Genomic DNA, 14,264 nt, shown 5'->3' on the forward strand with positions numbered 1-14,264 from the left:
AAATTTTTGATTTGTAAAATTTATTGAGGCTACACAATTGTATATAGGGATAGCAAAATTTTAGGCTGCCATTTTTACTTCAAAAATAATTCTTATAACAGCCTTTTTTGTTAGTTTTTTGTGCATAAAGCCATCCCTTGTTATACTTTGGCTTCCCAGGCATGGAGTTTTTTGCATCAGTTCTTCAAAACCAAGTATGTTTATTCGTTTTATGTTATAAACTGTCATAACTAATGCCCATTCCCATTTACTTTTTTTTAATCCCTTGAGTTAGTGTCAAATTATAGCCCTAAACTCTTTTCATCGTGCCAAAAATATGCTCATTAATTTCTTGTCGTTTGCGATAGAGCCCGTATTGTTCTTTGTAATTTTTATTATTTATTTCTATTGCCTCTGCATATTCGCTTCGTTCTATTTCCTTCACCACATCAGCCTTTGCTGTGCATAGTTTTAAGCACACTGGGTTTTAATGCATGGTTCGGTATTTTAAATTTATGAGAACCATTGTGGCTTTCTTTTGCTGTGCCAGGTACCGGTTGTTGTTGGTGTTTGCTTTGCGGGCAGGTGTATAAGTCATTCTCTTGATTATACGGAATTTAGTTACTAAATAATCTTTAGTGGTGCCTTTATCGTTACTGTTAACTATCTCTTGTTGCGCTACAATGGTGCTTTCTTTATCCGTGTTGTTGACACGTTTGTATTTCCTTTCATTGTTATATCCTTTATCTGCTAACACGATAAAAGGCTCTGCTTGTATATTTTTTAGTCTCTAATGCTATGTTGCCCAATGCATTTCTATCGTTACGATTAATTGTGTGGGTTGCTACTAATAATTTATGCTTGTCATCTGAAGCTTGTGTATTGTACCACCTCTACTACTTGACCTTGTATTAATAAGGCTCTTGCATCTGCATCCGTTGTGCTTATTTGCGTCCGTTACTTTTAGTTAAGTAATCCTGAAGTTGATCATACTTTATCTTTTGCGTTTTAAGTCTTCCTAATTTCTCTTCTATGTTTTTTACTTTTCGTTTTGTTCGTTTCTTATCTGTAAGGCATCTAATTCTTTGAGATATTGATTAGCTTTGCTTCAATGTAGGCAAAATGTCTATCTATCTTTTTTGGTTATAGTTGTTTTCTTACTATTGTGTGCCCTTACTTTGGTATATATGGCTATAACTTCTCTGCTACTAAATCAGCATCTTTTAAAAAACAATACAAATAATTTAAACGTGTTGCTAAGGCTGGGGATTAACTTTTCTGAAATCCGCTATGGAATGATAGTTTGGTGTTAAGCATTACACAACCATTGCATTTCAAATATTACGGCTACTTTCTTTTTTGATAATTTGACGTGATGAACGGATTCCATTCATATACCCGTAAATGTAAATTTTTAAAAATAACTGATTAGTAAAACTCGGACGGCCTTCTGATTTTACAGATTTGTTTAAAAATAGTTTTTCTAATTCCCAACTTCTCTACAAAGGCATCTATAAATCTAACTACTGTATTTTCTTTTTTCTACAATCTTCAAGGCTTTTAAACTCAATCTGACTGCGGCTTTTAGAGATTACATTTGGCATAATCAAAGATAATTCATATTCGTTTTTTTTTATTTATCTTTATTTCAGTAATAACAAACAGTTGCTGTTAAAACCCAACTTTTTGTAGCGCTGACGTTACTGGTAATGTGCCGGGACATCGAACATGAAAAAAATATTAATCCTGACAATAGCATTTTTCACGACAATATCCATTCTGTTCGGACAGACGGACAAGAAAACTATTTTAATAAAAGGCAGGGTCTACGGACAATCAAAAAATGAAAACAACTTCCTTCCGCTCGCTACAGTTTACGTTAAGGACACCAAAACATATTGCTTGACGGATACCCTTGGTTATTATTCGCTCGACATTTCATCACTTGGCGACAAAGGACGAAAAGTTGTTCTTGTTTGCAGATACATTGGTTACGTTATTAAAGAAATACCCCTTGGTAAAATAAAAAATTCTATATCGACAGACTTTATTCTTGAAGCTGCTCCAGCCTGCAATTATCCTGACGTTTGGAGTTCAATTGAAATAAAAAGCCCAGACACAGCCCAGTATTGTAAAATACTTAAACGCGGACACGATACTTTAACATTTTATAGACGACATAGCAATTGTGACAGCGTAACATTTTATAAGTTTCAAGTATTTAAACAAACACAGACATACGGCATCCGAACATTTCTTCCAGTTAAGTATGCTCAACCGAAAAGGTGCAAAGACTTCTTCTCTGCTGACCCAAGAAAATTAGTTTTTAAACAATCGCAAACTTGCCTTCATTCTCCCGAAACAATTAATTTCATGAATGGCTTTGAAAAAGCTATTCGTGACCTGAAACGTGACACTTTGAATTGTTCAAACAAAATACAATATTCAATTACAATTGGTAATAAATATTATAAAAGCAAAATAAAGACATGTAGCCAAGACATCGAAAGACTAATGAATATGTATTTTGGTTGCGCAATTGAAGACACAAGACAATTTCAAAGTGGCTATTGAACTGTGTGCGGCACACAACCAGTAACAGCAAATTCGCCCAATGCGGCGGGACAGGGTCATCGCTCGCGCGCAAAATTAGTTGCCCCTTCGGGAAATTTTATTTGCGGCTCGCTAAAAACCATTGTATCTTTAAATAAACATTTGTGGGTATAGACACAGGAAGCTTCGAAAGCCGCACTGGGCAAATTCGCAAAACGTTAGGTTCCATTTGTAACGCACCTGTGTGTGTTAAGCTAGACGTAGCAGTAGAAATTTTTTTTTAAGTTGCGGGACGTTAAAGCAAGGCGTAAAAATTTTTGATTTTTTTATTAAATAAATCCTAACCTTTTGTCTAAGCAGTTTTTTTGAAAAAAAAACGTTTTGCTTAGCAAAACAAAACGGTTAGTGGATTTGGAGTGTTGCGAGTTCACTCGCATAAGTGACAAAGACGCTAAGCGTTTTTGCTTAGACAAAGGTAGCGAAAATTTTTTACAAAGTCAACGGTTTGACAAGGGGTAGACTTTGTTTTTATAAACAAAATCAAAAATTTTTACCCTTTTATTTTGTCCCGACAACTTAAAAGTTGGCTTTCTAAGACTGCGTCAAGCTGTCGCGCTTGAAGCAATAATAGAAAGCCTAAAATTTCTCCTGTGGACCCTAGACTTTAAAGCTTGACCGCTGCTGCGGTCAGTGCGCCACAAACGAAACCTAACAACGGCTAAGCACAATGCCTTTTTCTTTTATCTATTGTTACCTTCATTTCATTTCGGTAACTTTGAATATGGAAAAAGGCACTGATGCCTAGCCGTTATCCGTTAGTTGCAAGTGTAAAGACAGACATGACCTTATTAGAACTCGACATTTTAGAAAAAGAAATTACAACTCGGTTAAGAGATCTTAACTCGAAAAAAACTGATCCCGAAATCTTAGACACCTTTTTGTCGGAAGCATTTAGAAAATATACTACTATTCATAAAGCGTATATCGACTTAATAAAAAACGGTGACGAAAGGACAAGAATAGAAGCATTAAAGAGAGCACTTTACATCCAATGGATCGGAAGTTTCGAACCATCTTTTATAACAGGCATTACGACATCCTTTGACACATTTGAAAATGCAGCGGGTGGACTTGAATTAAAAGACTTTCAATTTGTTTATAGCTACGTAGACAATCTTATCAAGAATAACGAGCTTGACGAAGAGTTGATAGAAATGCTTTCCTATTATGCATGTTGGGAATTTGTTTTTGAATTTGAAAATTTTAAAGACTATAAACATCTTCATCATTTTGTTTTCAATACTGACCAGGAGACATCTTATGTTCCATTAATTAGAAAGCGAAATCTTGAACAGCGCGGACAAATGGGTGACTACTTTTTGAGTTTGAGTACATTGACCGAAGACACCAGCAACTAACACAGGCTCACACGCAATGCGGAGTTTGTGCAAGATGCAAATACAATTTTAAAGGTGCGCTTCGCGCAAATTATTTTTTGTATTTGCAATTTAGTTCTGTACATTTAATAAAGTTTTTCGCTCAAGACAGTTTTGTGGTTTTTAATTCCGCACTGCGTGTAGCCTGAAAACGTTACCAGTAAGCTTAAGAAAGACAAACAATGAAGACAATAATGATTATATTTTCTGTTTTAATAACTAACATGTGTTTAGGACAGACGTTGGAGTTTAAAAATGGGAAAAAGAAATTATACATTTTTAAAGACTTTCAAGGAACATTTTTACTAAATGACAGTAGTAGTTATACTGGCACAGTAATTAAACTATCTGCGACAGATATAACCGTTGAGACAACAGAAAAAATGAAAAAAGTGATCGTTATACATGATATTTTGAGCGTGAATTATTGTAGATCAAAATTTGGAACTGCGAATAAGAGTTATGGGACGCATTGTAAAGACGTGAAACTAAAAAACTACAAATACAAGTTTACGAGAGAATAATAATTCTAAATCAAATATGCGAAGACTGAAGAACAAGCTAAAACTAAGTAAAGCCAACTGGTAACACAGGTTACACGCAATGCGGAGTTTATGCAAGTTGCAAATGCATTTTTTCATCGGAAGAATATTTTTTGCATTTGCCATTTAGTTCAGTACATTTAATAAAGGTTTTCGCTCAAGACAGTTTTGTGGTTATTTATTCCGCACTGCGTGTAGCCTGAAAACGTTAGCCACAATGCAAAGAGCGACAGCATGTAGCCATTTAGACATACTTTTAAATTAACAAACAAGACAAAAAATATAAACGACAGACAATGAAAACAATACTACTTATCACTTTAACAGCTTTTATCGGCTTGACAACTTTACAAGCACAGAATCCAATGGTTCAAAGTATTTTAAATGATGTCAGGATTGACTCACTCACTAAATTTGTAGCACAGCTTTCAGGTGAAACACCTGTGATTATTAATGGGCAACCCGATACTATCAAAACACGATACTCCTTTAGTTCAGGGAATGAAAAAGCTTTTCAGTTTATGAAAGCAATATTTGTGCAGTATGGATTTGTTGTTGATTCAATGGTTTTTAGTGCTAACGGAAAAAATCTATTTGGAATAAAAACAGGATATAAATATCCCAATAGGAAGTTTATTCTTGGAGCACATTATGACAACATGCCTAATACTCCTATTGCACCAGGAGCTGATGATAATGCCAGTGGAACGGCTGCGGTGCTGGAAGCAGCAAGAATTTTTTCGAACTATAATTTTCCTCATACCCTTGTGTTTGCTTTATGGGATGAAGAAGAACAGGGGTTATTGGGTAGCACAGCTTATGTTCCAACAATAGGTTCTAATAATGATACGCTTATGGGATACATCAATATGGATATGTTGGGATGGGATGGAAATAACGACACAATAGCTGATTTGAATGTTAGACCGGTTGCAAACTCTTTACAACTTGCCGACAAAGCAATAAAATGTGATTCTGTATATAATATCCAACTTAAGTTGCACATAGTCAATCCAGGCAATGGTTCTACTGACCACGCTCCATTTTGGAACAATGGTTTTACAGCAATAGGCATTGATGAAGAATATGATAATGACTTTAATCCCTATTGGCACACTATAGCAGATTCTCTTGGGCAGTTTAATCTTGATTTTTATGAGCGTTGTGCAAAACTGGCGTACGCTACACTTGCAGACTGTGCTGCTGACACTGTGAATGTTGTAAGTATTGAACACCACGTTCAGAAATTCACACGCATAATTATTTATCCTAATCCCTTTTCCTCTGAGACAACTTTACAAACAGAAATTCCTTTTAAGAACGCAAATCTCACGTTAAACAACTGTTTCGGGCAGACAATAAAAGAAATAAATAATATTTCGGGAAACACAGTTACTATCTCCCGAGACAATCTTCCAAGCGGACTGTATTTCATTCGGCTGACACAAGACAATAAAATAATTACAGTGGACAAATTAGTAATCACGGACTGACACGCACTACAAAAAAATGCACTGTGGCTAACAGCACATTTGCAATAGGCGGGCTTTGTGCTCCGTAGACAGTTTTGTGGTTAATGAAAGTTTTGTGCTACGCATGAACATTTGTGGTAAAAATCCCGCCCATCGCAAATCTGCAAAACGTTAGGGGTAATTGTATGACGACATTAACCGAAAGGAACATAGTAAAATTATTTGACCATTTATGGCCAGGAATGCTTTATGTTCAAGAACACAGAGCAACTTGCGTCCACAATTTAAAAACAATTAACAACTGTTTTTCTAAATTCAAACATGACCATAACGAACTAATAAATTCCTTATGTTCTCTTGACGGCATCGGGCTGACAATAGCAAGCGGACTGATATGGACTGCATTCCCAAGGACACGGGTTCCTTTCGACAAATACACATTGACTTATGCTTTAGATAAAAGAATTTTGAGGACAGAATTAATATCTACTGATTATATTAATGCTTCCGAAAAAATAAAGACGCATTGTAAAATAAATCATATGACTATTGAAGATTTTGTAAGGAAGTCTTTAATTGAATTAGAGGAACATGAATACCTAATGGAGCCCAAATAATTAAATCAACAAATAACACAAATATGAAAATCATTATCAAAACATTACTACTAATTTTTTTAAGTCAATCTATTTATTCCCAAATAACAGTATTTGGAATTGACATTGCTAAAAAAACTCCGGCACAAGGTTATTTTGAAGCATTTAAAACAAATTGCGCTCCAAAAACATATTTCTCATACGCTGAATACAAAAGTTTTAATACTTGTGTTGCAATAATATTTGAGAATTACAACGTGACAAATAAAACTCCTCAAATGAAGGACACCGAAAAATATTTACCAGAATTAAATAAAATGATTGAAAATAAATTCGGTAAACCAATTGACATTTATACAAGCCAAGAAAAGACTTCAAAAAGACTTAACTATAATATGTACCTTTTTACTTACAAATCAAATTACTATGAAATCATTGTAAAGGTTTCAGGCTTCAAGACAACCGCATTGCAAGTAAGCGTTTACGACAATATCGACAAATTAAAAGACGACGTTGCAAGCAATCTTGGTTACGACAGTTATTACGGGACAGAATACTATTACGACAAAGAAATATTTAATAATATAAAGGAGTACGTGACGAAAAAATAACAACTACCCCTAACAGCAACTAAAATCAAGGCGGCGGACGTACTAACAAAAACTTTTGTATCTTCATATAAACTTTTGTCGGTGTAGACGCAGGCAGCTCCGAAAGCCGCCCTGCTTTTAGTCGCAAAACGTTAGGCGAAATAATGGCGGACAAATCCGTTTCTTTTTTTATTTCAGCCTCATTTTCCGACGCACTTATTATTTTTTTCGCACAAATGCAGACACCTTTAAATGTGTGGACAAAAAAATAATGCCGCACTCTTTCAATAAAGGGACTTGTTTTCCGAGCTCAAAAAACATTCCCTCTTTTGTAACAAATCGACAAGCTCTTGATGTTCTCGCCTTGACCACCAATCGGCGCCAACCGCACCACCGCCTCAATCGCACCTTTTGGCGCCTGCTTAACCAATACTTAACCATACTAGCCATTACATCGCCTAACACGGGGTTGGCGAACAGCGGTGGACACCGTCATCGCGGCGAGCGAAATTATTGCGTGTTTTACACCTCTCCCACTTGCTGCCGCTAAATAATATTTGTACATTTAATAAACGTTTGTCGGGGTATGACCGGAGATTTTCAAAAATCCGCCGTCGCCAACCCCGCATCCGTTAGGCGAAATAATGGCGGACAAATCCGTTTCTTTTTTTATTTCAGCCCCACTACTCTTTCGCACTTATTATTTTTTTCGCACAAATGCAGACACCTTTAAATGTGTGGACAAAAAAATAATGCCCCACTCTTTCAATAAAGGGACTTTTTTTCCGAGCTCAAAAAACATTCACTCTTTTGTAACAAATCGACAAGCTCTTGATGTTCTCGCCTTGACCACCAATCGGCGCCAACCGCACCACCGCCTCAATCGCACCTTTTGGCGCCTGCTTAACCAATACTTAACCATACTAGCCATTACATCGCCTAACACGGGGTTGGCGAACAGCGGGCGGACGTCGGTCATCGCGGCGAGCGAAATTATTGCGTGTTTTACACCTCTCCCACTTGCTGCCGCTAAATAATATTTGTACATTTAATAAACGTTTGTCGGGGTAAGACCGGAGATTTTCAAAAATCCGCCGTCGCCAACCCCGCATCCGTTATAAGTAATAGCAGCAACGACATGACATTCGGACATCACACTTGAAATATATATTAATATTCACATTGACAATATCAAGCTTTATCAATAAAGCTTACGGACAATGTCTCGGTGCGTGGACATCTACAGACACTTTCAATTATTTATGTGCTACTGGACCTTATTTGAATGTGGACTTGACGGTGGCTTGCCCAACAACTCAACTTTTATCGTACAATTTCTCGACACCTGCCCAATCGGTAAAATTAAATTTCTCCGCCTTCGGGACAAGCACTTTTCCTGGACAGTCGCGTATGGCGGTATTTATCAATGGGACAAAAATAGACCTGCTTTCCGCTTGTCAAATCACACTTGGCTGTCAAACTCCAGTTGGCAGCTATTCAATTTCAAATGGTTGCCTCATTGACGCCGTTTCCGGGGACGACGGTGGAATTTCTGGAACTATTATCTTAATCGCTTCTGCATTTAGTCAGACATCTATATCGACACTTGGCGTCGCAACATCTGAGCCAGGTGGATCTGGCACAATTTTCGAAATTATTGACTGCTCACCAATAAACTGTAGCGATGTTTTCATCAAAGAGGAGATCGGAAATCTATTTCATTTCAAAATAATTCCAAATCCTTCAAATGATTTTGCGACACTTGTTTTCACAGGTGCGGCATCAGGTTTAACTCTGACAATCACAAATATTAGTGGAGAACTATTAAAAAAAGAGCAAGTTAAATCCACCGATATTTATCGTTTAAACAGGGCTGATTTTTCTGTAGGTCTTTACTTTATCAGTATCATTGACTCGAATGGACAAACTTATCGGACAAAATTTGTATTTAAATAATTATGGCTAGCTGCCACTACTTATAACAGCAAGCAAACGCAAGCGGGCGGACGAGGTCATCGCGGCGAGCTTTATTTTTGCCGCTTCGCGAATTTTATTTGCTGCCGCTAATAACGTTTTGTATCTTTAAATAACGTTTTGTCGGTATAGACACAGGAGGTTCCATAAACCCGCCTGCGTCTGCTCGCAGAACGTTATGTTCAACCAGCGGGACATTCCGATAGACAAAAAACATTTCGGTAGACAATGAATATTTGACAATAATAAAAAGACTATGAAAGACGACATAAAAAAAGTAATAAAATTCATTGAAGAGAATATTCGTGTTACAGACCAGACATCGATTGAGTACATCGACCCCAAAGGACACGTTGAGCGACTCAATACCAAACAAAATCAGGTAATATTTGGCAGACGCGGCTCTGGAAAGTCTTTGCTACTAAAATCACTCGCTCAAAAAAGTAGTTCTACAATTTGCCTTAAGATAAACCTTGAGGACTTTAAAGACATCAGCTTTCCTGATTCAATAATTCAAGTATTAAAACTCACAATCCAACAACTAAAAGACGGCATCAATGCTGACATTTCAATATTTGATTTCAGGAAATGGCTCAAAAGTAAAAAGGTGCAGCGGAAATTAAACAAGACGATAACTGATTTGGAAAAGCGATTAAAGGACCCGGACACTTTTGACGAATCGACAAGAAAAAAAACAGGCAGCAAAGTAACTGCTGAGGCAAAATCCGGAATTGGAAAAACCGGCTCAAAAATTGGAGCCGAAGAATCTGAAGAACTTGAGTCATCTCGAACAATTAAAGTTGATAAACTTAATATTCTCAAGAACGAATTGACAAATTTTAAAGACCTTATTCAAACAGCGGCCAATTTAATTGACAAAGACATTTATTTAATTCTTGATGATTTTTACTTTATACGAAAAGCCGACCAACCATATTTGGTAGACTTCTTCCATCGTCTTACAAAAAACACTCGACTTTATCTTAAAGTTGCGACTATTAAACACAGAAGTTCTTTATATATACAAGGCGAAACTTATGTTGGGGTTGAAATTGGACACGATGCACAGGCACTAAATTTGGATTACAGCCTTGAAGACTTTAATGCTCTTGTAAACTTTATGAAAGATTTGCTAAGTGCCGTTAACAAAAAAGTTGGCGTCAATATTGACTACGAGTCGCTTCTAACTCCAAATGCGTTTAGATTCTTATGTTTAGCTTCTGGTGGTGTTCCTCGTGACTTCTTTTCTCTTTTTATTTTATTAAGCAATAAAATGGTAAATGGTGAAAGGTCAATTACAAAACCCAACGTGATTGAAGTGTGCATTGAAAATCTTCCAAACAAGTTAGAAGCATTCAAAACAGATTCAGCAGAAGAAAAAGAAATCCTCGAACATTATTTAAGTTTTATTAAAGAAGAGATCATTGCAAAAAAGAAATGGAATTCCTTTTTGGTTTCCAAAAATGACGTTTTGAATTATAGCGGAATAAATCAAGCAATTAAAGAGCTTGTGGACTTAAGGCTTCTTCATATTGCAAACTCCAATACAAGTTCTGCTCCAAGCGATGGAGGAAGATATACCGCTTACGTTGTGGACATTGGATTGTTTCCAAATTCAAACCCAAGAGGCTTTCAGCAGATTGAACCAGGCCAAAAAGACGATGAAGGACGAGAAGACAAGCTTCGTTCATCGCCGAAACTAAATTTAGAAAACTATAAAAGCTACATTCAAGGTTTAAATTTAAAACTCGACTTAAAAGTTACAGAATAAATAATAATTAATTTTTTCGGCAGACACCGACATGCGAGACATAAGCTGTGTGCCGCTGGCTAAACATAACAGCACCTACTTGCAATTTTTTGCGGGTTAACGCTCAAATGCGTAACTTGACATAGCAAAAAACTGCAAGTAGCTGCAAAACGTTAGCGGTAAGGCGGACATCAAACAGACAAAATGGAATCAATCGGAATACTTGTAATCTATTTGCTCTGTCCTATCGCAGGACTTGTTCTTACAATTTGGAGCTACCCTGACAGAAAGATTAATAAGACAAAATACATTTTTGGACTATCGCTATTATTAGCTCCAATTTTATACTTACTATTAACGACAATGGTTTTAGGTAATCACGTTGACAAATTTTCGGGTAAATATTCAACGGTTAATCCGACAAATATTGAACTGACATTATTCTCTGACAAGACTTTTTCTTTAAATAATAATTCTGTACTCAATGCAAACGGACCAGGTAAATGGTCAGTTAATTTTGGTGACGCAAATTTTTATATTAAACTTCACTTCGACAATGACAGTCTTTTGGAAATTTTTTTCAATGTTTACGAAGAAGACAGTCTTATTTTATTAGGCGACACAAGACTATATCGGACTCAACCGCCCAACCGCTAACACGGGCTAAAAAAAATGCGGGGGACGTACTAACAAAAAGTTTTGTATCTTCATATAAACATTTGAGGGTATAGACAGTGGAAGCTCCGAAAGCCGCACTTTTCTTAGCCCGAAACCGTTACCTGCAAGGCTTGTACGGACGCGAAATAAATTGTATCTTTATTAAAAGCAGACATTAGGACAAATAAATTATTTAAAATGAAAAACATTTTCCTTTTAATCTTCCTGACAGCAATTTCGCTGACTTCGACTGCTCAATATCGAAAAATTCCGTTAGACACAAACCACGTTTGGCAAGAATCCTATTTTGCTTGGCTACAACCCCAGCCGAGTGTAACTTGTACTTATGACATAAGAATAATAAAAGATAGCATTGTTAATAGCCAGACTTTTAAGTTCGTTAAAAGTGTAAATGGTTTTTGTAGTCCGAACGGCAATGCCTATTACGAGACAGCATTGCTAAGACAAGACACCGTTCGTAAAATTGTAACAAGAATAATCAACAATCAAGAAAAAATACTTTACAATTTCAATAAAAATGTGGGCGATACTGCAATGCTTCCAACCCTTTATGGCCCAATGTCAACATTCACACTTCAAACAAAGGACAGCATTCTTCTCAGCGACGGGTTTTATCATAAACGATTTACCTTTAACTCATATCCAACAATAATCGAGGGTGTTGGTAGTACATCTGGTCTTTTAATTTTTGGAATGCCGTTTGAAATTATGCGCTCCATTAAATGCCTCACGAAAATAAATCCAAGCCTTTCAACAATTTATAGTTCGGGCGGTATTGGTACAAGTTGTTTAATTCTCACAAACATTTCGTTTGACACCGAACATAAAAAAAACATTTCTATTTTTCCGAATCCAACTTCTGACAACTTAAATATTAAAACTGAAAGCATAATTCCGAAATCAATTGAAATTAAAAATGTTCTCGGTCAGACAATTTTTTTCACAAATAATGTTCTTCAAGACATCACGACAATAAATATTAAGGACTTTTCACAAGGTGTTTATTTTATAACTGTTGACCTCGCTGACAAAAATATTACGGGACATTTCATTAAAAATTAAAGCCCAGCAGGTAACAGCAACTAACCTCAATTTTTTGCGTGTTAGCGCTCAAATGCGTAACTTGGACAAGCAAAAAACTGCGGTTAGTCGCAAAACGTTAGGCGGCATTTTAATCAGACAAAAAACAATATAGACATGAAAACAAATCTCGTTCTGACAACAATTATGGCGCTGATGTAAATCGTCAGCATAAAGTGGACTAAATTTAACTAAAACTAAGAGAGTGTTTCCAGAAAAACAATAAATTTATAATACTATGGAAACAAAGAAAAAACAAACAGCGGAGAACTTTATAAAAGAGATACGTCGTAAATCAAAAAGAATATTTAGTTCAGAACAAAAAATAAATATTGTAATGGAAGCTATACGAGCTGAGATGCCAGTAGCTGAATTATGCAGGAAGTATTCCATTAACCCATCTCAATTCTATAAATGGAACAAAGAGTTTTTAGAAGCGGGAAAGAAGAGATTATCAGGGGATACAACCAGGGAAGCAACCAGTGATGAAGTAGCGGAGCTCAGAAAAGAAAATCAAAAGCTAAAGGAAACCGTAGCTGATTTAGTATTGCGCTATGATATCGTAAAAAAAAGCTTGAACATATTGGAGAATCTGTAAAATTCAAAAAGTATATGAGATTTACAGCTTCCGAAAAACAAGAGATAATCAAAATTGTTGTCCGTTCCGAAATCGGCGTTAATAAACGCTTCGAAATCGGTTTAAACAAAAGCACGTTTTACAATTGGTACAAATCCTATTCCGACAATGGTATTGATGGTTTAGAGCCTTGTAAGCGCACTTCTAACAGGCAGTGGAACACAATACCCCGGGAACAAAAAAACTTAGTTGTAGAGCTTGCTTTAGAGTGTCCTGAATTATCGTCAAGAGAGCTCGCGCACAAATTAACCGATGAACAACAAATTTTTATTTCTGAATCGAGTGTTTACCGGATTTTAAAAGCAAGAGGACTGATAACAACACCCGAGCATATTTTTTAGCAGCTAAAGATGAGTTTACAAACAAAACAGGATTCGTTCATCAAATGTGGCAAACTGATTTTACTTACTTTAAAATAATTGGATGGGGTTGGTATTACTTGAGTACCGTTTTAGATGATTACAGCCGTTATATTGTACACTGGGAGCTTTGTGCAGGAATGAAAGTGCAGGACGTAAAAAGAACCGTTGACAGAGCAATTATAAAAGCAAGAATTGTAACTAAACAACGGCCCAGATTATTATCCGACAATGGTTCATGTTACATTGCAGGCGAACTCAAAACATATTTGAAAGACAATCATGGAATGGATCAGGTACACGGCAGACCCATGCATCCGCAAACGCAAGGCAAGATTGAACGTTATCACCGAACAATGAAAAACGTTGTGAAGCTTGATAATTATTATTCACCGGAAGAATTAATTGCGGCCATTGAAAAGTTCGTGGAAAATTACAACAATGCTCGTTATCATGAGTCTTTAAAAAATCTAACGCCTGCTGATGTTTATTTTGGACGAGGAGAACTAATTTTAAAAGAAAGAGAAAAATCAAACAAAATTCATTAAAAAAAAAGAAGGGAGGAATATGAAAAAATGAGAAAAATTATGAAACATCAAAAAACTAACTTAACTTTAA

At 36.1% G+C, this 14,264-nt stretch carries 11 protein-coding genes and 2 pseudogenes; 10 read left to right on the forward strand and 3 right to left on the reverse strand.

Features of this window, described 5'->3' with window-relative positions; all coding sequences use genetic code 11:
• Positions 1 to 289 precede the first annotated feature (289 nt).
• From IPM51_15305 to IPM51_15315, 3 genes and pseudogenes are all read right to left on the reverse strand, one after another.
• Entirely contained in the window at positions 290 to 460 is a 171-nt protein-coding gene (locus IPM51_15305; GenBank protein ID MBK9285667.1) for a hypothetical protein, read from the reverse strand.
• A 6-nt stretch (positions 461 to 466) separates the two neighbouring features.
• Complete coding sequence (locus IPM51_15310) at positions 467 to 736, reverse strand: hypothetical protein (GenBank protein MBK9285668.1); 270 nt, start codon at positions 734 to 736, stop codon at positions 467 to 469.
• Positions 737 to 1,313: 577 nt separating this feature from the next.
• Positions 1,314 to 1,427: pseudogene (locus IPM51_15315) on the reverse strand (transposase).
• A gap of 280 nt (positions 1,428 to 1,707) precedes the next feature.
• Between IPM51_15315 and IPM51_15320 the strand changes: the two are divergent.
• From IPM51_15320 to IPM51_15365, 10 genes and pseudogenes are all read left to right on the forward strand, one after another.
• A complete protein-coding gene (locus IPM51_15320) occupies positions 1,708 to 2,553 on the forward strand; it encodes a carboxypeptidase-like regulatory domain-containing protein (GenBank protein MBK9285669.1) in 846 nt (281 codons plus the stop codon).
• A 776-nt stretch (positions 2,554 to 3,329) separates the two neighbouring features.
• The gene (locus tag IPM51_15325) at positions 3,330 to 3,950 is read left to right on the forward strand and encodes a hypothetical protein (protein MBK9285670.1); all 621 of its coding nucleotides are present in this window, start codon (positions 3,330 to 3,332) and stop codon (positions 3,948 to 3,950) included.
• A gap of 856 nt (positions 3,951 to 4,806) precedes the next feature.
• Positions 4,807 to 6,003, forward strand: a complete 1,197-nt coding sequence (locus IPM51_15330) for a M20/M25/M40 family metallo-hydrolase (protein MBK9285671.1) — start codon at positions 4,807 to 4,809, stop codon at positions 6,001 to 6,003.
• Between the two features lie 164 nt (positions 6,004 to 6,167).
• Positions 6,168 to 6,599, forward strand: coding sequence for a hypothetical protein (locus tag IPM51_15335; GenBank protein ID MBK9285672.1), 432 nt, complete (start codon positions 6,168 to 6,170; stop codon positions 6,597 to 6,599).
• A gap of 23 nt (positions 6,600 to 6,622) precedes the next feature.
• Entirely contained in the window at positions 6,623 to 7,189 is a 567-nt protein-coding gene (locus IPM51_15340; protein ID MBK9285673.1) for a hypothetical protein, read from the forward strand.
• Between the two features lie 1,389 nt (positions 7,190 to 8,578).
• Positions 8,579 to 9,124, forward strand: coding sequence for a T9SS type A sorting domain-containing protein (locus tag IPM51_15345; protein MBK9285674.1), 546 nt, complete (start codon positions 8,579 to 8,581; stop codon positions 9,122 to 9,124).
• 274 nt (positions 9,125 to 9,398) lie between these two features.
• Positions 9,399 to 10,913 carry a hypothetical protein gene (locus IPM51_15350; GenBank protein MBK9285675.1) on the forward strand — a complete coding sequence of 505 codons (1,515 nt, stop codon included), beginning with the start codon at positions 9,399 to 9,401 and terminating at the stop codon, positions 10,911 to 10,913.
• 183 nt (positions 10,914 to 11,096) lie between these two features.
• Positions 11,097 to 11,549 carry a hypothetical protein gene (locus IPM51_15355; protein ID MBK9285676.1) on the forward strand — a complete coding sequence of 151 codons (453 nt, stop codon included), beginning with the start codon at positions 11,097 to 11,099 and terminating at the stop codon, positions 11,547 to 11,549.
• 198 nt (positions 11,550 to 11,747) lie between these two features.
• The gene (locus IPM51_15360; protein MBK9285677.1) at positions 11,748 to 12,632 is read left to right on the forward strand and encodes a T9SS type A sorting domain-containing protein; all 885 of its coding nucleotides are present in this window, start codon (positions 11,748 to 11,750) and stop codon (positions 12,630 to 12,632) included.
• A gap of 256 nt (positions 12,633 to 12,888) precedes the next feature.
• Positions 12,889 to 14,194: pseudogene (locus tag IPM51_15365) on the forward strand (IS3 family transposase).
• The last annotated feature ends 70 nt before the right edge of the window (positions 14,195 to 14,264 follow it).

Source organism: Sphingobacteriaceae bacterium (genome assembly GCA_016715905.1).
Taxonomy (GTDB): domain Bacteria; phylum Bacteroidota; class Bacteroidia; order B-17B0; family Aurantibacillaceae; genus Aurantibacillus.